We start from the raw sequence: 25722 nt of genomic DNA on the forward strand, positions 1-25722 counted from the left end.
CTGTTACAAATTTCCGTAAACCCATCGAGCGTTGCCATTCGCTACTGTGGGTACCATGGATGAACGCGAATTCTCCCAATTGCCTCCTGCCGCGCAGGCTTACATACGCGAGCTCGAGGCCAGCAACCGCCAGTTGGGCGAACGCGTTCGCCATCTCGAGGAACAATTCCGGCTCGCGCAACACAAGCGCTTCGCGCCAAGCAGCGAGAAGCTCCAAGATCGGGTGTTCGACGAGGCCGAGCAGATCGCCATTGAGGACCTTGATGAGGACGTAGACGAACTCGACTTACCAGACACAGGTCTGCCGGAGGCGGCCGAGCCTGCTCGCCGCAAACGAGGACGCAAGCCTTTGCCTGCAGATCTTCCGCGTCAGCGAATCGAGTACGACTTGCCCGAGGAGCAGAAGATCTGCCCCTGCTGCAGCAACGCAATGCATCGTATGGGCGAGGAAATCAGCGAAACTGCATATCGAAGTGAAGGCTTCAGTCCTGCAGCATGTTCGTTTCAAATATGCGTGCCGTCATTGCGAGCGTGTCGCTGAACGTACGCCGATTCTTACCGCGCCGATGCCGGCCCAACCATTGCCAGGCAGTCGGGCGAGCGCGGCCATGATCGCCACGGTGATGACGGGTAAATACGTCGACGGCACGCCGCTATATCGGATGGAAGAGGCGCTCGGGCGTGCGAACATTCCGGTGGGCCGAGGCACGCTGGGGCACTGGGTCATCAAGCCAACGCAATTGCATCTCGACCGCCTGTACCGGGAGTTACGCAAGACGTTGCTGTCGCAGCCGCTGATTCATGGCGACGAGACGACCGTTCAGGTGCTGAAGGAACCGGGTAAGGCCGCACAAAGCCAGTCTTACATGTGGCTGTACCGCAGCGGGCAGGATAGCGAAGAGCCTGTAGTGTTGTTCGACTATCAACCTGGACGCGGCAAGCAATACCCTCAGGCGTTTCTCGCGGACTACAAAGGCGCGGTGATGTCCGACGGTTATAGCGCCTGGCGAACAGTCAAAGGTGTGACCCACTTCGGCTGCCTTGCTCATGCGCGACGCGGATTCGTAGATGCTCTGAAGACGCAGAAGAAATTAGGCAAACGCGCGCAGCAAGCACTCGAATTCTTCCAGCAACTTTACCGCGTCGAAGCACTCGCGCGAGAGAAACCTCCGAGCGGCGAAACGCGTGCTAGCTATACCTTACGACTGCGACAGCAGCACAGCGTTGCGCTGCTTGAGGCATTCAAAGCTTGGCTGGATGAGCAAGCACCTCAAGTGCCACCCGAAAGCGCGCTGGGCGATGCGATCAACTACACGCTTAACCAATGGGAGTATCTCAGCCGTTACGTCGGCGACGGGCAAGCCCCAGTGGACAACAACATCGCGGAACGGGACATTCGCCCGTTTGCCACCAGCAGAAAGGTTTGGCTCTTCAGCGACACGGTCGCCGGAGCAAAAGCCAGCGCCGTCATCTACAGTCTCGTGCTTACATGCCGCGCGTGCAACGTCGAGCCATACGCGTACCTGCTTCACGTACTGACCCAACTGCCGCAATGAGCACAAGACGCCGACATAAGCGACCTACTGCCATTTCGGTTCATGCAGTCTCAGGTTCCGATCGACGCCGGCTGAGCATAGAAAATCACACGCAAACGTCACGCTTCCACGCCAACAGATTTGCGGCGCTCGGCGAATTTCATGCGCGCGCCGGTGCGCTCAAATTAGCGCTTACCATCGACCGACTCCCCGGACATCAACCCGCGTGGGGCGTGCCTCACGTGCGCATAGACGGCGAAGCGAAAGTCACTGGCCGCGCCTGTTACGCGTCCGATGAACCGGTGCGGGATGCGGTGTATGCGTTCCTGCTCACCAGTTCCATCGCGCGCGGGCGCGTGCGGCGAATCCATGTCGAGGATGCGTTCGCGAAGACGGCGTGCTGGACGTTCTGACGCATGACAAAGTCGGTTCCGAGGCGAAGCCGCCCGAGCAGCAGGCGAGCGGGGCCACGACGACCACGCTCGAAAGCAACCGGTCTCGCACGACGGTCAGATCATCGGTGGTCGTCGCGACGACCTATGAGATCGCGCGGGAAGCCGCGCAGCGCACGCGCATCGAATACGACGAAGAACCGTCCTCAGCCACGTTCGGCAGTGTTGGCGTGGAGGGCGAAAGGCGCGAGCCGGGCGAGCACGAGCGCTACCGCGTCGGCGACTTGGAAGTGGGCGCGTAACACCGTTATTCGCCGATAGCCTCGTCCTGCGATCCGGTTCGGGCTCGACGGCAAACGGCAGCGCAAAAACGACCGTCCCGCGTTCTTCTCATTCGTACTCGGACTGGCCGTTGTATCTCGTCAAGCCGACGTTGTGACTTCACCGGTTTGACTGGCGGCTTCGGGTCGCTAGTGTGAGTTCGCTGATGCAAGCGATTGCGACCCTGCCGCACGACGCCGCCAAGGTCAGCAATCCGCCTGGCTGCTGACACTAACAGAACCTGCCTCAATGTCGGCAATGGCCGAACTGTACGCGCAAGGCGTCAGGCAGGTCGCGATCATTTTCTGCCGCCCGACTGAGTGGACGGCTGCCATTCGAGCGACCGGTTCACGTTGAGACCCGTCCGAAATAGCGACCCGCAAATATCGACTCTTATTGGTAGCGCGGGGATTGTTCGCCTCCGCAACTATGCCGCCATTCAAGGTCACGCGCACCCCAACTCACCGCTTCTCCTTACAAGCCCGGTTTCGTGGAAGCCGACTGCGCGACTTCAGGGTCGTTCACGCAACGACGACTTGGCCGGCCTTGTGAGCTCAACAAGCAGCTTTCACAGACGACCGTCTGTTGGCGCACGCCGACCAATGTGCGCGACACCACACTTGGGTTGTAAGCGGATCGCTAACATCGCTAATGCCGGCTCGAACGTCGATGATCCCGCTACGACCGCTTGCGAAGCGGATGCATCTCCACCATCAGCGGCCACTAGAAAACAACCCAGAACAAACCGCCTGGAGGAATGAACCGCCCCGGCTTTGTCGGAGACCGCCGAGTTTGGGGCTACGCCGCGCGAGCGGAGCGCACCAGATTCCGATTGTAGACTTCCTCTGCTTCCGCAGGCGATACGTACCCGAGCGGGCCGAGCAACCGATGGTAGTTGTACCAGTGCACCCACTCGAGCGTGGCGAGTTCGACATCCTGGAGCGTACGCCATGAACGCCGATGCACGACTTCGGCCTTATACAAGCCGTTGATCGTTTCGGCCAGAGCGTTGTCGTAAGAGTCACCGACAGTTCCGACTGATGGCTCAACGCCCACGTCCACCAAACGTTCGGTGTACCGAATGCTGAGATATTGCGACCCGTGATCGCTATGATGAATGAGCCCGGGCGGTGGCTGGCGGTCGTGTAACGCCTGGTTCAGCGCATCCAGCACGAAGTCAGTCTTCATCGATGCCGACACGCGCCAGCCGACGATACGGCGCGCAAACACATCGGTCACGAAGGCCACATAGACAAAGCCCGACCATGTCCAACAGTAGGTAAAATCTGCGACCCACAGCGCGTTAGGCCGCTCGGCCCGGAACTGACGTTTGACCCGGTCCAGCGGGCACGGCACCGCATCGTCGCGCTGCGTCGTCTTGATCCGGCGCCCACGCCGCACACCTTCGAGGCCCATCACCTTCATCAGGCGCGCAACCGTGCAGCGGGCCACCTTTACGCCATCGCGCAACAACTGGCGCCAGACCTTGCGCACTCCATACACGCCGAAGTTCTCGTCCCAGACCGCCCGGATAAGGGCCTTCAGTTCAATATCGCGACGCGCTCGTGCTGGCCATTGCTCCGGATCGCTGCGCCGCCCGGCGTGGCGGTAATACGTCGACGGCGCGATCGGCAGCAGGCGGCAGATCGGCTCGATACCGTAGACGTCGCGATGCTCGTCGATGAACGCGATCATGGCTTCGATCGGCGGTCGAGCTCCGCCTGCGCGAAATATGCAGAGGCCTTGCGCAGGATCTCGTTGGCCGTGCGCAGTTCACGATTCTCGCGCTCCAATTCCTTCAGACGCGCCAGCTCCGAAGTTGTCGCGCCCGCTCGTTGGCCACGGTCACGCTCAGCCTGAATGATCCAGTTGCGAAGCGTCTCGCGCGACATCCCCATCTTCGAGGCGATCGAGCGGATCGCCGCTCCCTGCGTTTGATACTCGTGTTGGTGCTCGAACACCATCCGCACCGCTCGCTCACGGACCTCATCCGAATATCGCGTCCCTGTGGGCTTCCTTGCCTTGCCTTCGCTTTCCATGCTTCAAATCTCCCGTTACAGCCAAGATCCGAAGTCTCCTACATTTCCGGGGCGGTTCACTGAGGCCGGGCCGCGATGAGCGGCGGCAACGGGTCGCTATGTAGAGGTTTGCATAGCGACCCCTATGCTCAGTTCGCGACTATGCGCAGATGGTCGTCGTGTGCGCGGCCAGCCCCTTGGGGGGTGTAGTCGGGGCTGGCGAAGTCTACGCATAGTTATAGCGTCTGCAGGAATCGAATCAACGAGTCCGGTGCTTGATATCGGCGAATCCTGGCGTCAGGCGCTTCCAGTCGACCGAGCGCTTTCTCCTTCATTGCGAGATCAGCTTCGACATAGCGATGGGTTGTCGTCGGGCTCTCGTGACCGAGCCACAAGGCGATAACGTTGAACGGAACGCCTGCCTGCAACAGGTGCATCGCAGTTGTATGTCTCAAGATGTGCGGTGAAACGTGCTTCTTGAGGAGGCTGGGTTGCTCAACGCTCGCGCGGCTTACGGCAAGATCCAGGCGTTGCGCGACGTTGGATCTCGACATCGCCTGCCCATCCCGGTTGGGCAGTAAGGCAGTTTCACCTCGCAGCATTGGATTCAATCGCAACCAGCGGCGAATCTCGGCGACGGTGGCGTCCCACAGGGGGATCGATCGCAGCTTGCGTCCCTTGCCGTGCAGGTGCACGCACGCTGCACCTTCGAGGACCACATCGACAACGCGCACGCCGATGATCTCGGAGACACGCGCCCCCGTGTTGTAGAGCATCGTCAGCAGCAGGTGGTCGCGTCGCGACGACCAGCTCTCTCCCGGCGGGCAGAGTATGGCGATCATCTCTGCACGCGTGAGGAAGTGGAGCATCGGCCGCTCGAAGCGCTTCATCGGCACCGCCAGTGCGCGCTCGACATCGTGCAAAGAAGCGACGTCACGGCGACCGGCGAACTTCAGGAACGCACGTAGCGCTGTGAGCCGTAAGTTGCGGCTGCGAACCGAGTTCTTCCGATCCTGCTCCAAATGATCAAGGAAGGCCAGGATCAGGTCGGGTTGGAGGTCGGCCAACTGCATCGTGGTCGGCGCCTTGCCGAACTGGCGGCTGGCGAAGTCCAGAAACAGCAGCAAGGCATCCCGATAACAGGCCACCGTACGCGGACGGACCGCCCGCTGCGCGACTAGGTACTCGGTGAAGAACTGCTGGACCAGCGCAGCGAACGAAGGCGCCTTCGGGACAGGGTTCTCACGCATTTTGCACCTCCCGCCTGACCGTGAACGACTCGAAACGTCCGGCGGCCAGCGCCATCAGCTCGGGCACCGCCGAGAGGTACCAGTAGGTGTTGGTTACCATCGTATGTCCGACGTAGGTCGACAGCGACAGCATGGCCTGATCGATGTCCACGCCTTGGGCTTGCCACTGCACGATGCGGCGCACGACGAAGGTGTGCCGCAGGTCATGGATGCGTGGGGCATGGTGTGCACCGCGGTTGCCCCAGCCCAGTTGCTGGCGCAGGTCGCGGAAGACGCGGTGCACCTGACGATCGCCAAGTGGCAGACCTCGTCGTCGACCGCGGGTGCCGACGAAGAATGGGCTATCCTCGATCGGCGGCCCCTCGGCTATGTCACGTACCCAGCGATACCGACGCAAGGCATCTACGGTGCTCGGATGCATGGGGACCTGGCGCGACTTTCCGAACTTGGTCCGGCGAATGGTCAGCATCCCGTCCTTGAGATCAATGTCGCCGTTGCGCAGCGACAGCGCCTCGCCAATCCGCAGCCCCGTGGCGGCGATCAATCCGAACAGCGTTTCATAGACGGCGCCGCGTATCCCCGGCGAAGGCCCGAGTCGGCGCGCGCGAGCAAGGAGATCGACGATCTCCTCCTCGCTGAAGATGTGTGGCGCTTGCCGCTCGGGCAGTCGTCCGAAGATCGAATCGTCGGGCACCTCAGTGCGCGGCTCGAACTGCTGCAGCCAACGCAGGAACGTGCGCAACTTCTTCAGCCGCCGCGCCCAGGTCCGCGGGTCATTGCAGCCGGTGCGGTCGCTTCGGGCCCAGGCAGTCATGAGTTCCACCGTCAAGGCGCCGCGATGACCGGTAGCGTGGACATGGCGCGCGAAGCTGCGTAAGACGTAGCCATCATCGGAGAACCCCAGTTGGCGACGTTCGACCAGAAACTGTTCGACGCGTGCTTGCACAGAAGTTGGCGCGCTCATGCTGCACTCCCCGGCCACGGCAGCGCGACCTCGGCCAGCTTACGGCTGTCGAGCTTGGCGTAGATCAGGGTCGTGTTCAGCGAGCGGTGACGCAGGACGTCGGCTACTTCCTTCAGCGAGGAGCCGCCGGCCAGCAGGCGGTTGGCCATCGTGTGGCGCAGCAAATGCGAGCGCGTGTAGGGAAGGCCGGCGCGCGCAAAGGCCTGGCGGATCGTCTTGCGGACGAGATCGGCACCGGCGGGCTGGTCGCGGGGTGCAACATGGCGGACGAAGACGGCCCGATTCGAAGTCTTGGGACGCTCTTGCTCGAGGTAGGCCGCGATGGCTTCGCCCGTGGTGGCGGGTAGCGGCAACATATCCTCGCGGCGCCCCTTGGTGTGGCGCAGGACGAGCGTACCGGTTTGCCAGTCGATATCGTCCAGGCTGAGACGGGCGATCTCGCCGCTGCGCAGTCCGAGGTCGAGCGCACAGCGAACGATGGCGTCGGCTCGCCGCATCGAGCGGCCCCGTTGGCCGAGCGAACCAATCAGCCGCCCGACCTCTTCCATCGTCAGCGTCTTGGGCAGCGAAGACTGCGACCAGTTGGCAGGATAGGACACCGCCCCGATCAGCCCGTGGACGAGATCGCCGAGCGAGGCGCGGTAGCGGAAGTAGCCGCGCAGCGCTGCCACGACCGGCCCCGCATTCGCCGGTTTGCTATAAAGCGTCGCTTGCCCTGCGAAGAAACGCCGAACGTGTTCGGGCTTGATCGCGGCGACGTCGACGGGGCCCTCGCCGAAACGAGCCGTCAGCAACCGTGAGATGATCCGCAGGGCGATGCTCCGCGTCTTCGGCGCCAAGCCTCGCACATGCTCCATATACTTGCCGTAACGGCGCAGTTCCTCGTCTACAGGTGTTGCGCTGACCGTCGGCACTGCGATGACACCATGAGCGCGCAGGACCACGAGCAGATGCCCCAGCGCCGCGCTATGGTCACCCCGATCGTGATGTAACGCGCCAGCGCACTTGCATGGTAGGAGATGCTCGTCGAGGAACTCTGCGATCAACGCCTCATCGATTCGGCGCCGCCGACAGGGCCCGGACTCTGCCCATTGGGCGAAGTGCGTAACACAGAGCACATAAGTAGCGACCGTCTTTGCAGCGTACCGGCGTTGGCTCAGGTACTGCTTGAACGCATCAACGTATGGCCCGATCTGCCCGTCGGCGAAACCGTTTCTGTCAGCACGGTGGGAACAGCGAACGATGTCCATGGTGATCTCCAGAAGTGGGACCACCACTGCATCACAGGTCGAAACTATGTTCAGATCCTTGCTCGCCCACCTTGCTCGAGCCTCGCTATGCCTGGGTCGGTGCCATCAGCGACCGATTAGCTGCACATAGTCGCGAACTGAGCATAGGGGTCGTCAAGCGCCTTTACGCTCTGCATGGCGCCATTCGGTGCGCCGCCGCTAGACTCCTTGGCGCGGCATATTCGGTATCGGCATCCTCTAGGCAGTCAAGCTCCTTTCGTCGTCTGGGTCCGTGAGCCTACCGGTTCAGCGATTCGGTTTCTGTTCGTCGCCGCATCTCTGCAACTGCTCAAAGCCGGAGCGGGACACGCGAGTCGTTATCGGGGTTTACCCTCGAATCGCGCAGTCAAGGGCCGGGGTCTGCCCGGGAGCGCCGAACGACTGCATGCATCGGACGATGCGCGCTGCACGTCCGAACTTACGGGCTCGACCTAAGCGATTGTTCCCACTCGCAAAACCGCGCCGCTCCGTGGCCGCGATGTCGCACGAGTTCAGAGTTAAGCGAACAAAGTTCAAAGTTGAGTGAATCTCGACACCCAGTCATTCGTCCCCCGCGCGCTCCTTGAAATTGTCAAATCCGGTCCATATAATTGGCACTCACTGCACGAGAGTGCTAACAAGATTTCCGTCTGGCGGGTCGTTCCCAAAAGACGGGTTTTCCCGCGTTTTCAGTCTCAATCGAGAGAGGAGTGTGTATGAACCTTCGTCCTTTGCACGATCGCGTCATCGTCAAACGTCTGGACCAGGAAACCAAGACCGCATCGGGCATCGTGATCCCGGAAGCAGCGGCAGAGAAGCCGGATCAAGGCGAAGTCCTGGCCGTCGGCCCGGGCAAGCGCGATGACAAGGGCACGCAGAACGCCCTCGACGTGAAGGTGGGCGACCGCGTGCTCTTCGGCAAATACGCCGGCCAGACCGTCAAGGTCGACGGGCAGGAACTGCTCGTCATGCGCGAAGAAGACATCATGGCCGTCCTGGTCAACAAGTAAGCATCCTTCCTGTAAGCCGCGCTTCGCGCCACATCGGGCGGCGGAGCCGGCACACTGAATCGACTCAAGGAGTCTGGATATGGCAGCTAAAGAAGTTACTTTTGGCGATTCCGCACGCGCCAAGATGGTCGAAGGCGTGAACATCCTGGCCAACGCGGTCAAGGTCACGCTGGGTCCGAAGGGCCGCAATGTCGTGCTCGAGCGTTCGTTCGGCGGCCCGACGGTCACGAAGGACGGTGTTTCGGTCGCGAAGGAAATCGAGCTGAAGGACAAGCTCCAGAACATGGGCGCGCAAATGGTCAAGGAAGTCGCTTCCAAGACCAGCGACAACGCCGGCGACGGCACGACGACCGCTACGGTCCTCGCGCAATCCATCGTTCGCGAAGGCATGAAGTACGTCGCATCGGGCATGAACCCGATGGACCTGAAGCGCGGTATCGACAAGGCGGTTGCCGCCGCAATCGAAGAACTGCGCAAGATCAGCAAGCCCTGCACGACGAACAAGGAAATCGCGCAAGTCGGCTCGATCTCGGCGAACAGCGACACGTCGATCGGCGAGCGCATCGCTGAAGCGATGGACAAGGTCGGCAAGGAAGGCGTCATCACCGTCGAAGACGGCAAGTCGCTGCAAGACGAGCTCGACGTCGTCGAAGGCATGCAGTTCGACCGCGGCTACCTGTCGCCGTATTTCATCAACAACCCGGACAAGCAAGTCGCCGTTCTGGAAAACCCGTTCGTGCTGCTGCACGACAAGAAGGTTTCCAACATCCGCGATCTGCTGCCGGTGCTGGAACAAGTCGCGAAGGCTGGCCGTCCGCTCCTGATCATCGCTGAAGACGTCGAAGGCGAAGCGCTCGCAACGCTGGTCGTCAACAACATCCGCGGCATCCTGAAGACCGTTGCTGTCAAGGCTCCGGGCTTCGGCGACCGTCGCAAGGCGATGCTGGAAGACATCGCGATCCTGACCGGCGGTCAGGTCATCGCTGAAGAAACCGGCCTGACGCTCGAGAAGGCGACGCTGAACGAACTCGGTCAGGCGAAGCGCATCGAAGTGGGCAAGGAAAACACGACGATCATCGACGGTGCTGGCGAAGCCGTGAACATCGAAGCTCGCGTGAAGCAAGTGCGCAAGCAGATCGAAGAAGCGACCTCGGACTACGACCGTGAAAAGCTGCAAGAGCGCGTGGCCAAGCTGGCCGGCGGCGTTGCGGTGATCAAGGTCGGTGCCGCGACCGAAGTCGAAATGAAGGAAAAGAAGGCACGTGTCGAAGACGCACTGCACGCAACGCGCGCAGCGGTGGAAGAAGGCATCGTGGCTGGCGGCGGCGTTGCGCTGATCCGCGCTCGCCGTGCAATCGACGGCCTGAAGGGTGCAAACCCGGATCAGGACGCCGGTATCAAGATCGTTCTGCGTGCAATGGAAGAGCCGCTGCGCCAGATCGTCACGAACGGCGGCGAAGAAGCCTCCGTCGTGGTGGCGGCTGTTGCTCAGGGTTCGGGCAACTACGGCTACAACGCGGCAACCGGCGAGTACGGTGACCTGGTGGAAGCCGGTGTCGTCGACCCGACGAAGGTGACGCGCACGGCGCTGCAAAACGCGGCATCGGTGGCAGGCCTGCTGCTGACGACCGACGCAGCCGTTGCCGAACTGCCGAAGGAAGATGCTCCGATGCCTGGCGGCATGCCCGGCGGCATGGGCGGCATGGGCATGGACATGTAATCTGGCTACGGCCAATTACATCGGCGCGGGTCTCGCAAGAGGCTCGCGTCATGCCAAGAAAAAAACCCGCAGCGATGCGGGTTTTTTTTCGCCTACAGCAAACGCACGCGCCTACTTGTTCATCTCGTCGCGCAGCTTTTGCGCGGCCGCCTTGTAGTCGTAGGTCGGGTAGAACTCCGTGTGATACCCGCCCCAGGCGGTCGTCTCGATTGCGCGGTTCACTTCGCGCAGCTTGTCCGCTGGCACGCGCAAGGTCACGACTTGCCCGATGCCCATCATCACGTACCACGACACGACCTCGACGCCCGGCGGCGGAAACGTCTTGAAGTAGCCCTGTTCCTTCAATTGCTGATTGATCTTCGGCAGCGGCTTCGATTCGTCGTGTTTGAGAAAAATAGTCAGCAGAAACGTTCCGTCGCCCGCGGGCACGGGAGCGGGTGCGGAAGCGGTCGGCGGCGGCGCGTCCTGTGCGTGCGCGGACAGCGCCGCGCAAAAAATCGAGGCCAGCATCGTGGTTTGGATGAGGCGAGCGAATCGGCGTGCCGGCTTTTGCATCAGCGGTTCTCCTGGCAATGCAGCGAACGAAGCGAATGAAGGAACGGAACGATGAACGGCTACGCCCGCCGATGATGAAGATGCAGCCGCTCCATCAGATGCAGCGCGTTGGGCTGCGCGTGGCCGAGCGTCGTGTTGTCGAAGATGCACCAGACTTCCGGCGTCTTCTTCGCGCGGCCCTGCAGCGTGCGCGCGAGATCGTCGAGATAGGTGTAGTCGTAGGACGACTTGTAGAGCTCGGGCGAGCCGTGAAGCCGCACGTAGACGAGCGATGTATCCGCCCGATGTTTGATCTCGCAGTCGTCGGGAATCGGATCGGCGTCCACGAACGCGACGCGGTGCGCCTTCAGCAACGCCGCCGCCTGCACGGTGAACCAGCTCGGATGCCGCGCTTCGCACGCCACCGGCAGCTTAGTGCGCTCGCGCAGCGCCTTGAAGAACACATCGGCGACGGTGTGATCGAACGCGAGGCTCGGCGGCAGTTGCACGAGCCAGCAGCCGAGCTTGTCGCCTAGCTGGCCGGCCGCGCGCAGGAAGTCGTCGATGAGCGTTTCGGTATCGACGAGGCGCGCGTCATGGGTGATCGCCTTGGGCACTTTCACCGAGAAGCGAAACGAGTCCGGCACGCTCTGCGCCCATTTCTCGTAGGTTTGTTCGCGATGCGGCTTGTAGAAGCTGGAGTTGATCTCGACGCAGGTCAGCACGCGCGCGTACCGCTCCAGATGGGTGCCTTCGTCGGGGAAGCTCGCCGCGACCGAACTCGACAGCGCCCAGCCCGCGCAGCCAATGCGGATCGCGCCTTGCGGGCCGGGCTTGTGCAGATGGGGCAATCGATACGGCATGCGCTCGCGAAGCCTCCCTTGGTTGTCAGTGCCGTGCTTCTCCGGGCAATCCCGCCGATTCGTCCGGGAGCGCGGATGCATCGGCGTCTTCGTCGGCGTCGTTCGAGCGCGCCCAGAAAAACCGGTCCGGCAGATACGCGCCCATGCCCGGACGAAACGCCGCGCGCGCCGCCTGAAACACGTACTCCTGCGCCTCGCGCGCGGCTTCGGCGGGCTCCTGGCCGTTCGCGAGCAGCGCGGCGACCGCCGCCCCGAGCGTATCGGTGAGTCCCATCACGCGATGAAGCCCGCGGTCCCACATGTCCTGCCGCACTTGTCCTTCCTCGCTGTACAGCGTGTTCACATGCCGGTGCGTGCCCGTTTCCATCGCGAGCACATATTCGCAGCCCTGCGCGAGGATGTGCGAGATGGCGGAATCGAGCGTCGGCGCTTCGGCGTCGCTGTCCGGCTGCGCGAGCTGCAACAGCGTGGCGTGATCCGCGATCAGCATGGTCGTCTGCGGCACCAGCAGATCGGCGAGCGATTCGCGCAATTCGTCGGCGGACAGAACGTGTTCGTCGTCGAGCGTGAAGTCGGGCGCGAGGATCAGCGGGACGTCGTCGTAGTCGGAGACCACTTCGGCGATCGCGGAAACCAGTTCCGCGCGCGTCGCCGCGCCGATCTTGAAAGCGGCGATCGGCATGTCCTCTAGCAACATGCGCGCCTGCGTGGCGACGGCGTCGGGATCGAGGCCCGTGACTTCGTCGCAGGAAGCGGAATCGCGCACCGCGTACCCGGTGAGAACCGTGGCGCCGTGACAGCCCATGCTCGCGAGCGTGAGCAGATCGGCCTGCAGGCCGGAGCCCCCCGTCGGGTCCGAGAGGCCGAAAGTCAGTACGATCGGTGGAGAGTCGCCGGTCATGGCAAAAGCGGACATTTTGGTATTGGATTGCACGAGTGGGACGTTTCGTTTCGAAAACGCGCAAAGGCGAAGCGCGCCGATCACGTTCGATTATGCGGCCTATTGCCGCCCGCCTGATGTCTTTCGCACCTCTTTCGGGCGCGGAAACTGCGGCGGCGTCCCGCTATTTGGCGATACCGGGCCGGGTCGGCGGCTTGCTAGGCATCGACCCGGCAACACGGTACCATCATGGCCTAAATTTCAATCGACCAATCGACGCGGCTTAAGTATGGAATACAGAAGCTGGATGTGCCTGATCTGCGGCTGGATCTACGACGAGGAGGCGGGTTTGCCCGAAGAGGGCATCGCGCCGGGCACCCGCTGGGAAGACGTTCCGATCAACTGGACTTGTCCCGAATGCGGAGCCCGCAAGGAAGATTTCGAGATGGTCCAGATCTGATCCGCACGTTCTGCCGCGCCGCATGGCTCACGTCATGCGGCGCGTGTTTTTTGCGGCCCGCGATTGCATCGATTCTGTCGATTTCATCCATCGCGTGCGGACGTCGCTCGCGCCTTCGTTCTGCGGCATGGCGAGCGCGTTGCGTCGTTCGTCTGCCGCGCGGGCCGTTTAAGGCATACGCTTTGGGCACGGCGCGCCGTCGTGCCGCGAACCGAATGCCGGGGCGAGGCGCCGTGCCGCGTCCGTCGATGATGCAGTTCAACCGCGCCCCAAGGCACTGTGCCGCGCGCGTTTCTGGCTTGTGAGCGTCCGTTATGACATCTCGTCCTGATCTACCCGTCCCGATCGAAGCTCTGCCGAACCCGCGTGGCGGCTCGGTCCGACTTGCCGAAATGGCGCTCACGGACGCGCTTCACGCGTTCGAGCGCCAGGGCGACGCGGCGCCCGCGCTCAAACGCGCGATTTCCGCGCTGCATCCGGCCGGATGGCTTCCCGCGCAGCGTTTTGCCGAAGCGCTCGCGCTCGTCGCGCCGCTCGGCGACGAATCCGACGCGACGCACCAGCGCATCGCGCGCGCGGTGTCCGTGTTCGGTGCAGCGGTCGAGCGCCACAATCTGCGCGAACTGTCCTGTTCCACCGAACTTTTCGATCATTATCGCGGGCTGCACGCGCTGCTCGCGGCGCACACGCGCATCGCGCCCGTTTCCTACGACGACCTCGCGCTCGCGGGCCGCGCCATCGCGCCGTCGACGCTGCGGGGCGTCGCACCGGAAAGGCTCGCGCGCGTGCGGGCGCATTACGAGCAGACGCTGCTTGCGCTGCTGCGCGCGCCTGCCGATCAGCCGCAAGCCGAAACCGACGAAACCTTCGCGCGCCTCGACGCGTGCCTCGGAGACTTGACGGGCCCCGATCCGTATGACTTCTGGCGGCTCGCGTCGTCCACGGTGCGCGCCTTGCGCGAGCGCGCCGGGCGCTTCGGCGACCTTCCGAGTTATGCGGACGCGAAGCGCCTCTACGCACGCTTCAATCTGGTGCTGGCGGACCAGGCGCACGCGTCGTCGTATGCGCCGCGCTCGCTCGTGCGCGCGACGCTCGCGCTGCTCTGGCGCGACTTCGCGCTTTACGGCGCGACGCCGGAAGACGCCGGCCACGTCGATGTTCTGCGCGACTACGGTTTGACGGTGGCGTGGCACGTCGCCGCGACGCCCGCATCGGAGGCCGCGTGGGAGCGGGGCGCGGCGCAGGCGACCGAAGAGAACTCGCAGGATGCCGCCACGCGCGACTTAGGCGTGCTGCGCGTAAATGCGGCAGCCTACGAAGACTTCCTGCAGAGCGCGGAGGCGTCCATCGACGGACTGGTCGAGCGCGGCTCGCAGGCGAGCGAGACCGGCTCCGTGGATTCCGAGGCGGCGCTGCACGCGGCGAACGCGTCGCACCGGCTGGGCGCGGCGGCGTGCGCGCTCGGGCTGGGCCACGTCGCGCTGCTCGCGGATACGCTCGGCCTCGCGTGGCGGCGCGTCGCGCATCAGAGCGACGCCGCTGCCGACGATGCGCGCGGTCTCGACGCCTCGATCGCCGAACGCGCCGCGCAGACGCTGCGCTCGATGCTGCATCAGGCCGCCGCCGGCATTGCGCCTGCGGAAGGCCGCGCGTCGATCGTTGCGCTCACCGCGATGATCGAACGCCCGGCGGTCATCACTCGATAGCTTCGCCTTCGTCGTCCGGCTCGTCGTCCGGCGCCTTGTGCGGCCCGCGCACGACGTCGTAGCGCAACAGCGTGCGTCGGCGCGCGGCGTCGTGATCGACGATCGGCGGCGGATACTCCACGCCGAGCGAGACGCTCGCCGCTGCGAGCGCGGCGGGCTTCGCGAGCCAGGGCGCGTGAATGTCGCGGTCGGACAAGCCGGCCAGTTCCGGCACGTAATGACGGATGAACTTGCCGGCCGCATCGAACTTCTGCGACTGCGTGACCGGATTGAAGATGCGGAAATAGGGCTGCGCGTCGCAGCCGCTCGACGCGGCCCACTGCCATCCGCCATTGTTCGACGACAGCTCGAAGTCGTTGAGCTGAGCTTCGAAATACGCCTCGCCGCGCCGCCAGTCGATGCCGAGATCTTTCGTGAGGAAACTCGCCGTCACCATGCGCAGACGGTTGTGCATGTAACCAGAGTGGTTGAGCTGGCGCATCGCGGCATCGACGAGCGGATAGCCCGTCTGACCGGCGCACCACGCGGCGAAATGCGCGTCGGCGGCGTCGCCGGTTTCCCATTCGATGCGGTCATATTCCGGCTTGAACGCGCGATGATCGCCCGGCATGCCGACGCGCGGAAAATGGTGCAACACCGCGAAGTAGAAGTCGCGCCAGACGAGTTCCGAAAGCCATGATTGCGCGCCACGGTCGCCGTGACGCTGCGCGTCGTGCGCGACGCGGGCGAGCGAGCGGATCGACACGGTGCCGTGCCGCAGATGCACGCCCAGATAGCTCGGACCCTTGATCGCCGGAAAGTCGCGCGTGCGATCGTAATCGGTCATGCGGTCGCGAAAGTCGTCGAAAAGCGCGTAGGCGCCGACGGTGCCGGCCGCGAACGCGGGACCGTGCGCATCCGCGAAACCGAGTTCCGCGAGCGACGGAATCTCGCACTTCACGCCCGCAAGCGGCTTCGCGAGCGCGTGCAAATGATCTTCCGACGCATACGGAGTGAGCGCGTCCGGCGTCAGCGTTTCCAGCCACTTGCGCTTGTACGGCGTGAAGACGGTGTAGGGCTTGCCGCTGCCGGTCAGCACGTCGTCGTGATCGAAGATCGCCTGATCCTTGAAGCCGAAGAACGCGACGTTCGCGCCCGCCAGTTTTTGCGCGACCGCTTCGTCGCGCGTTTTGGCAGCGGGCTCGTAGTCGCGGTTCACGAACACCGCGTTCGCGCCGCATTCGCGGGCAAGCGCCGGAACCTCGCCGAGCGGCGCGCCATGCCGCACGATGAGCGCGCCGCCGGCCGCGCGAAACGTTCGGTCCAGCTCGACGACACTCGCGTGAATGAACGCCACGCGCCGATCGTTTTTCGCAAGCGGTTCAAGGATTTGGCGGTCGAAAACGAACGCGCACAGCACGCGGCGGCACCGTGTTAACGCGTGATAGAGTGCAGCATTGTCTGCCGCGCGCAGGTCCCGCCGAAACCAGACCAGCCCCACATCGAAGTCGGCCATCTCGCAGCGCCTTTGTTAAAATCCTGAATTATGTCCAAGACTTCCGATCGCATCAATTTGACGAACCAGTTCCTGATCGCCATGCCGTCCATGGCCGATCCGACGTTTTCGGGAACGGTGGTCTACCTTTGCGATCACACCGATCGCGGTGCGCTGGGTCTCGTCATCAACAGGCCGACCGACATCGACCTTCAGTCGCTTTTCAACCGCATCGACCTCAAGCTCGAGATCGAGCCGCTCGTTCATCTCCCCGTATATTTCGGCGGTCCCGTGCAGACGGAGCGCGGTTTCGTCCTGCACGAAGCGGGCGAGGGCGAGCCGTACAGTTCGTCGATGAGCGTGCCCGGCGGCCTCGCCATGACCACGTCGAAGGACGTGCTCGAAGCGGTCGCGAGCGGCACCGGCCCCGAGCGCTTCCTGCTGACGCTCGGCCACGCGGGCTGGGGCGCGGGCCAACTCGAAGAGGAAATCTCGAAGAACGGCTGGCTCACGGTGGAAGCCGATCCGCGCATCATCTTCGAAGTGCCCGCCGAAGACCGGCTCGAGGCCGCGCTGTCGCTGCTCGGCGTGTCGCGCTCGATGCTCTCCGGCGAAGCAGGGCACGCATGAGCCGCGAAGCCACGCTGCTCGCATTCGATTACGGCGAAAAGCGCATCGGTGTCGCCGTCGGCAATACGCTCACTCGCAACGCGCGCGCGCTCGCCGTGCTCGAAAACCGCGACCGCGATCATCGCTTTCTGGAAGTGGGCAAGCTGCTGGCGGAATGGAAGCCAGATGCCGTTGTCGTCGGCATGCCGATGCATCCGGACGGCACGCCGCACGCCATGAGCGCGCTCGCGAAGCGCTTCGGCAATCAGGTGAACGGACGTTTCAACGTGCCGGTGCAATGGGTGGACGAGCGTTACTCGTCCGTCGACGCCAAAGCCACCTTGCGCGAGCGCGGCGTGCGCCCGAATGCGCGCGGCCGCTTCGACGACATCGACGCCGAAGCCGCTCGCGTCATCCTTCAACAGTATCTCGACCAACTTCCCGACGATCATGAGTTCCATTGACGCCGAGGCGCTTTATCGCACGCTCGTCGAACAGATTCGCGCGGCTTTCGGCGCGTCGCTCGCGGCGCAGGACGGCGCGGTGCTCGCGGGCATCTACAGCGGCGGCGTGTGGCTCGCCGAGCGCCTCGCGAAAGATCTGGGCGCGCCGCATTTCGGCGTGGTGAACGTGGCGCTGCATCGCGACGATTACGCGAACAAGGGCCTGCACAGTCAGGCAAGCCCGACCTCGCTGCCGTTCGACGTGAACGGCCGGCGCATCGTGCTCGTGGACGACGTGCTGTCCACCGGCCGCACCGTGCGCGCGGCGATCAACGAACTCTACGATTACGGGCGCCCCGCGTCGATCGAACTCGCGGTCCTCGCCGATCGTGGCGGGCGCGAAATGCCGATCGCCGCGCGCTTCGTCGGCGGCACGGTGGACGTGCCCGCGAACGAAGACCTCGTGCTCGCGCGCCGCGACGACGGCGCGTTCGGCTTCACGACCGAGCCGCGCACGTCCTGACGCGCGCAACGCGCGCGAATCCAAGGCTCGCGCGCCGACGCTTCTTTTCAAAGAAACACCCGGGATCATCATGAACACCGCCATCCAGGGCGCAGCCGATGCGAACGCGCCTGCCGCCGACAAGTTCCGGTACGGCTTTTTGAAGGGCAACCCGCAGCTCACGAAGAACGGCGAGCTGAAGCACTTGCTGACGATCGAGGGCCTGCCGCGCGCAATCGTCACGCACATTCTCGATACCGCCGAGCAGTTCGTCTCCGTCACCGACCGCGAAGTCAAGAAAGTGCCGCTTCTGCGCGGCAAGTCGGTGTTCAATCTCTTCTTCGAGAACTCGACGCGCACGCGCACGACCTTCGAGATCGCGGCGAAGCGCCTGTCGGCGGACGTGCTGAATCTCAACATCAACGCGTCGTCGACGAGCAAGGGCGAATCGCTGCTCGACACCATCAACAACCTCTCGGCGATGCACGCGGACATGTTCGTCGTGCGCCACGCGTCGTCGGGCGCGCCGTATTTGATCGCCGAGCATTGCGCGCCGCATGTGCATGTGATCAACGCGGGCGATGGACGCCACGCGCATCCGACGCAAGGCCTGCTCGACATGTACACCATTCGCCACTACAAGCGCGACTTCACGAAGTTGCGTGTGGCGATCGTCGGCGACATTCTGCATTCGCGCGTCGCGCGTTCCGACATTCACGCGCTGACCACGTTGGGCGTGCCGGAAGTGCGCGCCATCGGGCCGCGCACGCTCTTGCCGAGCAATCTCGACCAGATGGGCGTGCACGTCTATCACAACCTCGACGAAGGTCTGAAGGGCGTGGACGTCATCATCATGCTGCGCCTGCAGAACGAGCGCATGAGCGGCGCGCTGCTGCCGTCCGCGCAGGAGTATTTTAAGAGCTGGGGGTTGACGCCGGAGCGTCTCGCGCTCGCCGCGCCCGATGCGATCGTGATGCATCCCGGCCCGATGAATCGCGGCGTCGAAATCGATTCGCAGGTGGCCGACGGCCCGCAGTCCGTGATCCTGAATCAGGTGAGCTTCGGCATCGCGGTACGCATGGCGGTGATGGGCATTGTGGCCGGCAACAGCGACTAAACGGAACGACATGAAGATTCAGATTCAAGGCGGCACGATTATCGATCCTGCTGCGGGCACGGAAGCGCGCAAGGACGTGTTCATCGCGGCGGGGCGCATCGTGGCAATCGGCGAGGCGCCCGCCGATTTCAACGCGGCGAAAATCATCGACGCGAACGGCCTGCATATCGCGCCGGGCTTCGTCGACTTGTCCGCGCGTCTGCGCGAGCCGGGCTTCGAGCACAAGGCGACGCTGGAATCCGAAATGGCCGCGGCGATGGCCGGCGGCGTCACGAGCCTCGTCTGCCCGCCCGACACCGACCCGACGCTCGATGAACCCGGCCTCGTCGAAATGCTGAAGTTTCGCGCGCAGAAGCTGCATCAGGCGCATGTTTATCCGCTCGGCGCGCTGACGGTCGGACTCAAGGGCGAAGCCATCACCGAAATGGTCGAGCTGACGGAAGCCGGCTGCATCGGCTTTTCGCAGGCGGATAACCCGATCGTCGATACGCGCACGCTGCTGCGCGCGCTGCAATACGCGACGACTTACGGCTACACCGTGTGGCTTCGTCCGCAGGACGCGTACATGGCGAAGGGCGGCGTGGCGGCAAGCGGCGCGCTCGCGTCGCGGCTCGGGTTGTCGGGCGTGCCGGTGTCGGCTGAGACGATCGCGCTGCATACCATCTTCGAACTGATGCGCGTGACGGGCGCGCGCGTGCATCTGCTGCATCTTTCGTCGGCGGCGGGCGTCGCGCTCGTGCGCGCGGCGAAGGGCGAGGGACTTGCCGTTTCGTGCGACGTCACGATCAATCAAGTCCATCTCACCGATGTGGACATCGGCTATTTCGACTCGCAATTCCGCCTCGATCCGCCGCTGCGCCAGCAACGCGACCGCGAAGCGATCCGCGCGGGGCTCGCGGACGGCACCATCGACGCGATCTGCTCCGATCACACGCCGCTCGACGACGACGAGAAGCTGCTGCCTTTCGCCGAAGCCACGCCGGGCGCGACGGGCCTCGAACTGCTGCTGTCGCTCACGCTGAAGTGGGCGCGCGAGGCGAACGTGCCGCTCGCGAAGGCGCTCGCGCGCATCACGTCCGCGCCCGCCGACGTGCTGAAGCTGCCGGCGGGGCGCATCGCCGTGGGCAGCACGGCCGACGTATGCGTGTTCGATGCGGACGCCTCGTGGCGCGTCGATCCGCAGAAGCTCAGGAGCCAGGGACGCAACTCGCCGTTCCTAGGCTACGAACTGCCGGCTCGCGTGCGCGCGACCATCGTCGGCGGCCATCTGGCTTTCGAGACCCGCTGATTCATGAAGCTCGCGTTGCGCAAGCTGCGCCTGGCTGCCCATCTGATGAGAGGCGCGTGGATCGTGGCGCGGCGCTTTCCGCGTGCGTGCGCGAGCGAGCGCATGGCGCTGAACCGCGCGTGGTCGCTCGAGATGCTGCGTCTCGCGGGCATGAAGCTCGTCGTGCATAACGACGACGCGCGAATCGATGCCGGCGTGCTGGTGGTCCTCAATCACGTTTCGTGGATCGACATTTACGTCATCAACGCGTGGCGGCCGACGCCGTTCGTCTCGAAGGCGGAAATTCGCAAGTGGCCGGTGGTCGGCTGGCTCGCGGAACAACTCGGGACCGTCTTCGTGCAGCGCGAGAAACGCAGCGACGCGAAGCGCATCATGCATGAACTCGCCGACCGCCTGCTCGCGGGCCAGATGATGTGCGTGTTTCCGGAAGGCACGACGAGCGATGGTGTCTCGCTCCTGCCTTTTCACGCGAACATGTTTCAGGCGGCGGTGTCGGCGTCGTGTCCGGTGCAGCCCGTTTGTCTTCTCTACGAGGATGCGCGCGGCAGGCAGACGACCGCGCCCGCGTATATCGGCGACATGTCGCTCAGCGATTCGCTCGATGCGTTGCTGCGCGGCGGGCCGATCACCGCGCATCTCTACGTGTGCGATCCGCTCGCGCCGGGCGCGGATCGACGGCTTCTGGCGAGCGAGGCGCAGGCGGCGGTGCAGGGGGCGCTGGAGCGCATGCGCGGCGCGCCCGCGCTCGTTATCGAACCGCCGCCCGTTCAGCCGGTCGGTTCTTCATCGCGCAACTCACCTGCATGACGACGCGCGTCGCCGGATTTTTCGTCAGGCGCACGGCGGACAGCTTGTTTCCCCAGACGCAGCCCGAATCGAGGCACAGCACGTCGTCGCGGATCATGAGACCGAGCGCGGCCCAATGGCCAAAGACGACGGTCACGTCCCGCGTGCGTCGATTCGGCGCGTCGAACCACGGCAGGTAGCCGGGCGGCGCGGCGTCCGGACCGCCGTTGTTGGCGAATTCCATCGCGCCATCGGCCGTGCAGAAGCGGATGCGCGTGAGCGCGTTGTAGATGACGCGCAGGCGGTCCACGCCCGTCAGCGAATCTTCCCAGCGATGCGGCTCATTGCCGTAGAGCGACGCGAGCGTTTCCTTCCAGTTCGGGGCGCGCAGCGCTTGCTCTAGCTCGTGCGCGAGCTCCATCGTCATCGTCGTGTCCCACTGCGGCAACACGCCCGCGTGAACTATCAGCACATTGTTTTCGAAGTGCGCGACCGGCTTGTGACGCACCCACTCGATAAGATCGGCGGCGTCGGGCGCTTCGAGAATCTCATCGAGCGTGTCGCCTTTTTTCGGCTTGCGCAGGCCGGCGGCGACGGAGAGCAGGTTCAGATCGTGATTGCCAAGCACGACAGTTGCGCGCGAGCCGAGCGCGATGATCTCGCGCAATGTCTGCAGCGACTTCGGACCGCGGTTGACGAGATCGCCCGCGAACCAGAGCGGTGTGTCGGGTGATGGCGCGGCTTTTTTGAGCAGGCGCTGGAAGGGATCGCAGCAGCCTTGGAGATCGCCGAAGACGAGTGGAGGAGGGGGAGTCGCGATGATCATCTGGAGACTTGTTCTTAGGCTTCTTGCGGGAAAATCCGGGTGAGCAAAGATTATGAAACAGCGGCCGAGCACTGTCTCCTCATCCGACGAACGCAAAAGCGCGGCATTACGTGCTGGCACCTGTGCAACCATAAATCGCAACCTGTATCAAGGTGTTATACGTCTAGTTTTCGAATGGCACAGCCTTATAATCTACGGTTGGCCGAACCAGCGCGGGAATGCTCGGCTATCGGTCATAGGTTCCGATTCGCTTTCATCACTGCAACCGTTGCAACCTTTTTCGCATATTCAAGCTTCGCGCAGCCGCAATAAGCTGACGGAAAGCTATAGAGAGGTCCACGTATGATTCTCGTGACGGGCGGCGCCGGTTTCATCGGCGCCAATTTTGTGCTGGATTGGCTCAAAGGTTCGGGCGAACCCTTGCTCAACGTCGACAAGCTGACGTATGCGGGAAATCTTGGAACGCTCAAGTCCCTCGAGCACGACCTCCGTCACATCTTCGAGCGCGCCGATATTTGTGACCGCGCCGCGATCGATGCGCTGCTGGCCAAGCACAAGCCGCGCGCCATTCTGCACTTCGCCGCCGAGAGCCACGTCGATCGCTCGATTTACGGGCCGGCCGATTTCGTGCAGACGAATGTCGTTGGCACCTTCACGCTGCTCGAAGCCGCGCGGATCTACTGGAGCGAGCTGCCCGAAGACGAGAAGCAGGCGTTCCGCTTCCTGCACGTATCGACCGACGAAGTGTACGGCTCGCTTTCGGCCACCGATCCGCAGTTCTCGGAAACCACGCCCTATGCGCCGAACAGCCCGTATTCCGCGACCAAGGCCGGCTCCGACCATCTCGTGCGCGCTTATTACCACACGTACGGACTGCCGGTTCTGACGACGAATTGCTCGAACAACTACGGCCCCTATCAATTCCCTGAAAAGCTGATTCCGCTGATGATCGCCAACGCGCTCGGCTGCAAGCCGCTGCCGGTTTACGGCGATGGTCAGAACGTGCGCGACTGGCTGTACGTGGGCGATCACTGCTCCGCGATCCGTGAGGTGCTTGCACGCGGGCTGCCCGGCGAGACGTATAACGTCGGCGGCTGGAACGAGAAAAGGAATCTCGAAGTCGTGAACACGCTTTGTGACCTGCTCGACAAGCAAAAGCCGAAGTCGAGCGGTTCGTACCGCGATCAGATCACTTATGTGAAGGATCGCCCGGGCCACGACCGCCGCTATGCCATCGATGCGCGCAAGCTCGAGCGCGAACTCGGCTGGAAGCCCGCAGAAACTTTCGAAACTGGTCTCGCGAAGACGGTTCAGTGGTATTTGGACAATCAGGCATGGGCCGACGAAGTGGCTTCCGGCGACTACCGGAAATGGGTCGAGACGAACTACGCGCAGCGCGCGTGAGGGGCTGAATCATGGCGCGCAAGGGCATCATTCTGGCCGGCGGTTCCGGCACGCGGCTTTACCCGATCACGCATGCGGTGTCGAAGCAGCTTCTGCCGGTCTACGACAAGCCGATGATCTACTATCCGCTGGCGACGCTGATGATCGCCGGCATCCGCGACGTGCTCGTCATCTCGACGCCACAAGACACGCCGCGTTTCGAGTCGATGCTCGGCGACGGCAGTCAGTGGGGCATGAATATCCGGTACGCGGTGCAGCCGTCGCCGGACGGGCTCGCACAGGCGTTTATCATCGGCCGGCAGTTCGTCGGCAATGATCGTTCGGCGCTGATTCTCGGCGACAATATCTTCTACGGACACGATCTCGCCAAGCAGCTGGACGCGGCCAACTCCCGCACCGACGGCGCAACCGTGTTCGCGTATCACGTGCAGGATCCCGAGCGTTATGGCGTGGTCGAGTTCGATAAGCAATTCAGAGCGCTGTCGATTGAAGAAAAGCCCGCGAAGCCGCGCTCGAACTACGCGGTGACGGGTCTTTACTTTTACGACAATCAGGTGTGCGACATCGCCGCGGATATCAAGCCGTCCCCGCGCGGCGAACTCGAAATCACCGATGTGAACTCGCGCTATCTGGCGGAGAAGCGGCTCAACGTCGAGATCATGGGGCGTGGCTATGCGTGGCTCGACACGGGCACGCACGATTCGCTGATCGACGCGGCCACATTCATCGCGACGTTGCAGAAGCGTCAGGGGCTGGTGATTGCGTGTCCCGAGGAAATCGCGTATCGCAAGAGGTGGATTAGCGAAGAGCAACTGCTCCGACTCGCGAAGCCACTTTCCAAGAACGCCTACGGTCAATATCTGCTCAATCTTTCGAAGGACCAAGTCGCATGGCCATCCAAGTAACCGCTACGGCGCTGCCCGAAGTCAAGATCATCGAACCGAAGGTGTTCGGCGATGTGCGCGGGTATTTCTATGAAACCTTCAACGTTCGCGAGTTTGCCGAGCATGTGGCGCCGGGCGTCAACTTCGTGCAGGACAATCACTCGCGCTCGGCGAAGGGCGTGCTGCGCGGGCTGCACTATCAGATCCAGCACGCGCAGGGCAAGCTGGTGCGGGTGGTGGAAGGCGAAGTGTTCGATGTCGCCCTCGACATTCGCAAGAGTTCACCGAACTTCGGCAAGTGGGTGGGCGTAAATCTGTCGGCGGACAACCATCGGCAATTGTGGGTGCCGCCGGGGTTCGCACATGGTTTCGTCGTGCTGTCGGATGCGGCGCAGTTCGTCTACAAGACGACGGATTACTGGTTTCCCGAGTTCGAGCGCAGCATCGTGTGGAACGATTCGGAAATCAGCATTGGATGGCCGATCGATTTCGAGCCGATACTCGCGACGAAGGATGCAGCGGGGAAGCGGCTGTCTGAAGCCGAGGTATTCGCATGAGCGTAGCGGCCGAACAAACCATTCTCCTGACGGGCGTGAATGGCCAGGTCGGTTTCGAACTTGCGCGCACACTGCAGGGTGTGGGCCGCGTTGTTGCGGTCAGTCGCAGTGTGCTCGATCTCGGCAATTTCGATCAGATTCGCCGCGTCGTGCGCGAGGTCAAACCGTCGTTGATCGTGAATCCCGCGGCCTACACATCAGTCGACAAGGCTGAAAGCGATGTCGATGCGGCCATGCGCGCCAACGGCGAGGCGCCGGGCGTGATCGCCGAAGAAGCGAAGCGCCTCCGTGCGGCGCTGGTTCACTTTTCGACCGACTATGTTTTCGACGGTATGAAAGAGGGCGCGTATGTCGAGGACGACGCGATGAATCCGCAAAACGTGTACGGCAAAAGCAAGATGGCGGGCGAGCAGGCGATCGGCGCGGCCGGTTGCGATCATTTAATCCTGCGCACCAGTTGGGTGTACGGCACGCGCGGCAGGAATTTCTTGCTGACGATGCTCAGGCTCGGCGAGGAGCGCGACGAATTGAGTGTCGTCGCGGATCAGACCGGTGCGCCGACGTGGGCCAAGACCATCGCGGCGCTGACCTCGCATATCGTGGCGCAAGGCGTAGGCGCCGATGCGGACTGGTGGAAAGAGAAGTCGGGCGTTTACCACCTTACCGCGTCCGGTTCGACGTCTTGGCGGGGCTTTGCCGAGGCGATCTTCGAGAACGCGTCGCTCGCGAAGAAACCGATCGTAAAGCCAATTTCGGCATCGGCCTATCCGACGCCCGCAAAGCGGCCTATGAATTCCCGCATGTCGAATGACAAGCTCGCGGCGGCGTTCGGCCTGCGCGCCCCCCACTGGAAGGATTCGCTGCAACTGTGCATGTCGCCACGTTGAACTCGTCCCCAAGAGCATTCCGTG

At 63.3% G+C, this 25722-nt stretch carries 25 protein-coding genes, 1 pseudogene and 1 other annotated feature; of the genes and pseudogenes, 17 read left to right on the forward strand and 9 right to left on the reverse strand.

What is annotated here, in order from left to right; all coding sequences use genetic code 11:
* Positions 1-55: 55 nt before the first annotated feature.
* From LDZ27_RS03620 to LDZ27_RS03630, 3 genes and pseudogenes are all read left to right on the forward strand, one after another.
* A pseudogene (locus tag LDZ27_RS03620) lies at positions 56-1553 on the forward strand (IS66 family transposase); the annotation flags it as partial.
* Positions 1554-1768: 215 nt separating this feature from the next.
* The gene (locus LDZ27_RS03625) at positions 1769-1948 is read left to right on the forward strand and encodes a hypothetical protein (RefSeq protein WP_244815367.1); all 180 of its coding nucleotides are present in this window, start codon (positions 1769-1771) and stop codon (positions 1946-1948) included.
* On the forward strand, positions 1933-2229 hold the full coding sequence (locus LDZ27_RS03630; RefSeq protein ID WP_244815368.1) for a hypothetical protein: 297 nt from the start codon (positions 1933-1935) through the stop codon (positions 2227-2229). The genes LDZ27_RS03625 and LDZ27_RS03630 overlap by 16 nt, the downstream gene beginning before the upstream one ends.
* Before the next feature lie 817 nt (positions 2230-3046).
* Here LDZ27_RS03630 and LDZ27_RS03635 read toward each other — a convergent pair.
* The 4 genes from LDZ27_RS03635 to LDZ27_RS03650 all read right to left on the reverse strand — a co-directional run bounded on the left by LDZ27_RS03635 (position 3047) and on the right by LDZ27_RS03650 (position 7730).
* Positions 3047-4287, reverse strand: a protein-coding gene (locus LDZ27_RS03635) for an IS3 family transposase (protein WP_370653355.1) whose coding sequence is annotated in 2 segments (ribosomal slippage) — positions 3047-3981 and positions 3981-4287 — 1242 coding nt in all. Because the reading frame shifts where the segments join, the coding sequence is not laid out codon by codon here.
* Positions 3869-3985: a sequence feature (AL1L pseudoknot), on the reverse strand. (Overlaps the previous gene by 117 nt.)
* A 215-nt stretch (positions 4288-4502) precedes the next feature.
* Positions 4503-5516 carry a tyrosine-type recombinase/integrase gene (locus tag LDZ27_RS03640; RefSeq protein ID WP_244815369.1) on the reverse strand — a complete coding sequence of 338 codons (1014 nt, stop codon included), beginning with the start codon at positions 5514-5516 and terminating at the stop codon, positions 4503-4505.
* Positions 5509-6480, reverse strand: a complete 972-nt coding sequence (locus LDZ27_RS03645; RefSeq protein ID WP_244815370.1) for a tyrosine-type recombinase/integrase — start codon at positions 6478-6480, stop codon at positions 5509-5511. Before LDZ27_RS03645 ends, LDZ27_RS03640 begins: the two co-directional genes overlap by 8 nt.
* Complete coding sequence (locus LDZ27_RS03650; protein WP_244815371.1) at positions 6477-7730, reverse strand: site-specific integrase; 1254 nt, start codon at positions 7728-7730, stop codon at positions 6477-6479. Before LDZ27_RS03650 ends, LDZ27_RS03645 begins: the two co-directional genes overlap by 4 nt.
* 734 nt (positions 7731-8464) lie before the next feature.
* On the opposite strand from LDZ27_RS03650, the gene groES reads away from it, so the two are divergent.
* Entirely contained in the window at positions 8465-8758 is a 294-nt protein-coding gene (groES, locus tag LDZ27_RS03655) for a co-chaperone GroES (RefSeq protein ID WP_159836846.1), read from the forward strand.
* A 79-nt stretch (positions 8759-8837) separates the two neighbouring features.
* Positions 8838-10478 (forward strand): chaperonin GroEL, encoded by a 1641-nt coding sequence (groL, locus tag LDZ27_RS03660; protein WP_244815372.1) that lies wholly within the window; start codon positions 8838-8840, stop codon positions 10476-10478.
* Between the two features lie 111 nt (positions 10479-10589).
* On the opposite strand, the gene LDZ27_RS03665 is transcribed toward groL, so the two are convergent.
* The 3 genes from LDZ27_RS03665 to LDZ27_RS03675 form a co-directional block, all read right to left on the reverse strand.
* Entirely contained in the window at positions 10590-10988 is a 399-nt protein-coding gene (locus LDZ27_RS03665; RefSeq protein WP_370653387.1) for a hypothetical protein, read from the reverse strand.
* A 104-nt stretch (positions 10989-11092) separates the two neighbouring features.
* On the reverse strand, positions 11093-11875 hold the full coding sequence (locus LDZ27_RS03670) for a DUF72 domain-containing protein (protein WP_244815374.1): 783 nt from the start codon (positions 11873-11875) through the stop codon (positions 11093-11095).
* A gap of 25 nt (positions 11876-11900) precedes the next feature.
* A complete protein-coding gene (locus LDZ27_RS03675) occupies positions 11901-12776 on the reverse strand; it encodes a hydroxymethylpyrimidine/phosphomethylpyrimidine kinase (RefSeq protein ID WP_244815375.1) in 876 nt (291 codons plus the stop codon).
* A gap of 268 nt (positions 12777-13044) precedes the next feature.
* Between LDZ27_RS03675 and LDZ27_RS03680 the strand changes: the two genes are divergently transcribed.
* Positions 13045-13215 carry a rubredoxin gene (locus tag LDZ27_RS03680; RefSeq protein ID WP_025527884.1) on the forward strand — a complete coding sequence of 57 codons (171 nt, stop codon included), beginning with the start codon at positions 13045-13047 and terminating at the stop codon, positions 13213-13215.
* 314 nt (positions 13216-13529) lie between these two features.
* Entirely contained in the window at positions 13530-14921 is a 1392-nt protein-coding gene (locus LDZ27_RS03685; protein WP_244815376.1) for a hypothetical protein, read from the forward strand.
* Here LDZ27_RS03685 and LDZ27_RS03690 read toward each other — a convergent pair.
* The gene (locus LDZ27_RS03690; RefSeq protein WP_244815377.1) at positions 14911-16416 is read right to left on the reverse strand and encodes a deoxyribodipyrimidine photo-lyase; all 1506 of its coding nucleotides are present in this window, start codon (positions 16414-16416) and stop codon (positions 14911-14913) included. The genes LDZ27_RS03685 and LDZ27_RS03690 overlap by 11 nt on opposite strands.
* A 30-nt stretch (positions 16417-16446) precedes the next feature.
* On the opposite strand from LDZ27_RS03690, the gene LDZ27_RS03695 reads away from it, so the two are divergent.
* The 6 genes from LDZ27_RS03695 to LDZ27_RS03720 all read left to right on the forward strand — a co-directional run bounded on the left by LDZ27_RS03695 (position 16447) and on the right by LDZ27_RS03720 (position 21161).
* Complete coding sequence (locus LDZ27_RS03695; RefSeq protein ID WP_244815378.1) at positions 16447-17025, forward strand: YqgE/AlgH family protein; 579 nt, start codon at positions 16447-16449, stop codon at positions 17023-17025.
* Complete coding sequence (ruvX, locus tag LDZ27_RS03700; RefSeq protein ID WP_244815379.1) at positions 17022-17468, forward strand: Holliday junction resolvase RuvX; 447 nt, start codon at positions 17022-17024, stop codon at positions 17466-17468. Before LDZ27_RS03695 ends, ruvX begins: the two co-directional genes overlap by 4 nt.
* Positions 17455-17970 carry a bifunctional pyr operon transcriptional regulator/uracil phosphoribosyltransferase PyrR gene (gene pyrR / locus LDZ27_RS03705; RefSeq protein ID WP_244815380.1) on the forward strand — a complete coding sequence of 172 codons (516 nt, stop codon included), beginning with the start codon at positions 17455-17457 and terminating at the stop codon, positions 17968-17970. The genes ruvX and pyrR overlap by 14 nt, the downstream gene beginning before the upstream one ends.
* Positions 17971-18040: 70 nt before the next feature.
* Positions 18041-19066 (forward strand): aspartate carbamoyltransferase catalytic subunit, encoded by a 1026-nt coding sequence (locus LDZ27_RS03710; RefSeq protein ID WP_244815381.1) that lies wholly within the window; start codon positions 18041-18043, stop codon positions 19064-19066.
* Between the two features lie 10 nt (positions 19067-19076).
* On the forward strand, positions 19077-20354 hold the full coding sequence (locus LDZ27_RS03715; RefSeq protein WP_244815382.1) for a dihydroorotase: 1278 nt from the start codon (positions 19077-19079) through the stop codon (positions 20352-20354).
* 3 nt (positions 20355-20357) lie between these two features.
* Complete coding sequence (locus tag LDZ27_RS03720) at positions 20358-21161, forward strand: 1-acyl-sn-glycerol-3-phosphate acyltransferase (RefSeq protein WP_244815383.1); 804 nt, start codon at positions 20358-20360, stop codon at positions 21159-21161.
* Here LDZ27_RS03720 and LDZ27_RS03725 read toward each other — a convergent pair.
* On the reverse strand, positions 21103-21966 hold the full coding sequence (locus tag LDZ27_RS03725; RefSeq protein ID WP_244815384.1) for a symmetrical bis(5'-nucleosyl)-tetraphosphatase: 864 nt from the start codon (positions 21964-21966) through the stop codon (positions 21103-21105). The two genes, LDZ27_RS03720 and LDZ27_RS03725, sit on opposite strands and share 59 nt — an antisense overlap.
* Before the next feature lie 342 nt (positions 21967-22308).
* Between LDZ27_RS03725 and rfbB the strand changes: the two genes are divergently transcribed.
* From rfbB to rfbD, 4 genes are read left to right on the forward strand one after another with little or no spacing between them, the layout of a single operon-like run.
* Positions 22309-23370, forward strand: a complete 1062-nt coding sequence (rfbB, locus tag LDZ27_RS03730) for a dTDP-glucose 4,6-dehydratase (RefSeq protein ID WP_244815385.1) — start codon at positions 22309-22311, stop codon at positions 23368-23370.
* Between the two features lie 11 nt (positions 23371-23381).
* Positions 23382-24275 carry a glucose-1-phosphate thymidylyltransferase RfbA gene (rfbA, locus tag LDZ27_RS03735; RefSeq protein ID WP_244815386.1) on the forward strand — a complete coding sequence of 298 codons (894 nt, stop codon included), beginning with the start codon at positions 23382-23384 and terminating at the stop codon, positions 24273-24275.
* Positions 24260-24811, forward strand: a complete 552-nt coding sequence (rfbC, locus tag LDZ27_RS03740) for a dTDP-4-dehydrorhamnose 3,5-epimerase (protein ID WP_244815387.1) — start codon at positions 24260-24262, stop codon at positions 24809-24811. The genes rfbA and rfbC overlap by 16 nt, the downstream gene beginning before the upstream one ends.
* Positions 24808-25698, forward strand: a complete 891-nt coding sequence (gene rfbD, locus LDZ27_RS03745; protein WP_244815388.1) for a dTDP-4-dehydrorhamnose reductase — start codon at positions 24808-24810, stop codon at positions 25696-25698. Before rfbC ends, rfbD begins: the two co-directional genes overlap by 4 nt.
* Positions 25699-25722: the final 24 nt, after the last annotated feature.

Origin of the sequence: Caballeronia sp. Lep1P3 (genome assembly GCF_022879595.1) — a bacterium.
Taxonomy (GTDB): Bacteria; Pseudomonadota; Gammaproteobacteria; order Burkholderiales; family Burkholderiaceae; genus Caballeronia.

Excerpts from the sequence above, each read along its gene's own strand:
- LDZ27_RS03640 (WP_244815369.1), bottom strand. The coding sequence starts at position 5,516 with ATGCGTGAGAACCCTGTCCCGAAGGCGCCTTCGTTCGCTGCGCTGGTC.
- LDZ27_RS03645 (WP_244815370.1), bottom strand. The coding sequence starts at position 6,480 with ATGAGCGCGCCAACTTCTGTGCAAGCACGCGTCGAACAGTTTCTGGTC.
- LDZ27_RS03650 (WP_244815371.1), bottom strand. The coding sequence starts at position 7,730 with ATGGACATCGTTCGCTGTTCCCACCGTGCTGACAGAAACGGTTTCGCC.
- groES (WP_159836846.1), top strand. The coding sequence starts at position 8,465 with ATGAACCTTCGTCCTTTGCACGATCGCGTCATCGTCAAACGTCTGGAC.
- groL (WP_244815372.1), top strand. The coding sequence starts at position 8,838 with ATGGCAGCTAAAGAAGTTACTTTTGGCGATTCCGCACGCGCCAAGATG.
- LDZ27_RS03665 (WP_370653387.1), bottom strand. The coding sequence starts at position 10,988 with ATGCTGGCCTCGATTTTTTGCGCGGCGCTGTCCGCGCACGCACAGGAC.
- LDZ27_RS03670 (WP_244815374.1), bottom strand. The coding sequence starts at position 11,875 with ATGCCGTATCGATTGCCCCATCTGCACAAGCCCGGCCCGCAAGGCGCG.
- LDZ27_RS03675 (WP_244815375.1), bottom strand. The coding sequence starts at position 12,776 with ATGACCGGCGACTCTCCACCGATCGTACTGACTTTCGGCCTCTCGGAC.
- LDZ27_RS03680 (WP_025527884.1), top strand. The coding sequence starts at position 13,045 with ATGGAATACAGAAGCTGGATGTGCCTGATCTGCGGCTGGATCTACGAC.
- LDZ27_RS03685 (WP_244815376.1), top strand. The coding sequence starts at position 13,530 with ATGACATCTCGTCCTGATCTACCCGTCCCGATCGAAGCTCTGCCGAAC.
- LDZ27_RS03690 (WP_244815377.1), bottom strand. The coding sequence starts at position 16,416 with ATGGCCGACTTCGATGTGGGGCTGGTCTGGTTTCGGCGGGACCTGCGC.
- LDZ27_RS03695 (WP_244815378.1), top strand. The coding sequence starts at position 16,447 with ATGTCCAAGACTTCCGATCGCATCAATTTGACGAACCAGTTCCTGATC.
- ruvX (WP_244815379.1), top strand. The coding sequence starts at position 17,022 with ATGAGCCGCGAAGCCACGCTGCTCGCATTCGATTACGGCGAAAAGCGC.
- pyrR (WP_244815380.1), top strand. The coding sequence starts at position 17,455 with ATGAGTTCCATTGACGCCGAGGCGCTTTATCGCACGCTCGTCGAACAG.
- LDZ27_RS03710 (WP_244815381.1), top strand. The coding sequence starts at position 18,041 with ATGAACACCGCCATCCAGGGCGCAGCCGATGCGAACGCGCCTGCCGCC.
- LDZ27_RS03715 (WP_244815382.1), top strand. The coding sequence starts at position 19,077 with ATGAAGATTCAGATTCAAGGCGGCACGATTATCGATCCTGCTGCGGGC.
- LDZ27_RS03720 (WP_244815383.1), top strand. The coding sequence starts at position 20,358 with ATGAAGCTCGCGTTGCGCAAGCTGCGCCTGGCTGCCCATCTGATGAGA.
- LDZ27_RS03725 (WP_244815384.1), bottom strand. The coding sequence starts at position 21,966 with ATGATCATCGCGACTCCCCCTCCTCCACTCGTCTTCGGCGATCTCCAA.
- rfbB (WP_244815385.1), top strand. The coding sequence starts at position 22,309 with ATGATTCTCGTGACGGGCGGCGCCGGTTTCATCGGCGCCAATTTTGTG.
- rfbA (WP_244815386.1), top strand. The coding sequence starts at position 23,382 with ATGGCGCGCAAGGGCATCATTCTGGCCGGCGGTTCCGGCACGCGGCTT.
- rfbC (WP_244815387.1), top strand. The coding sequence starts at position 24,260 with ATGGCCATCCAAGTAACCGCTACGGCGCTGCCCGAAGTCAAGATCATC.
- rfbD (WP_244815388.1), top strand. The coding sequence starts at position 24,808 with ATGAGCGTAGCGGCCGAACAAACCATTCTCCTGACGGGCGTGAATGGC.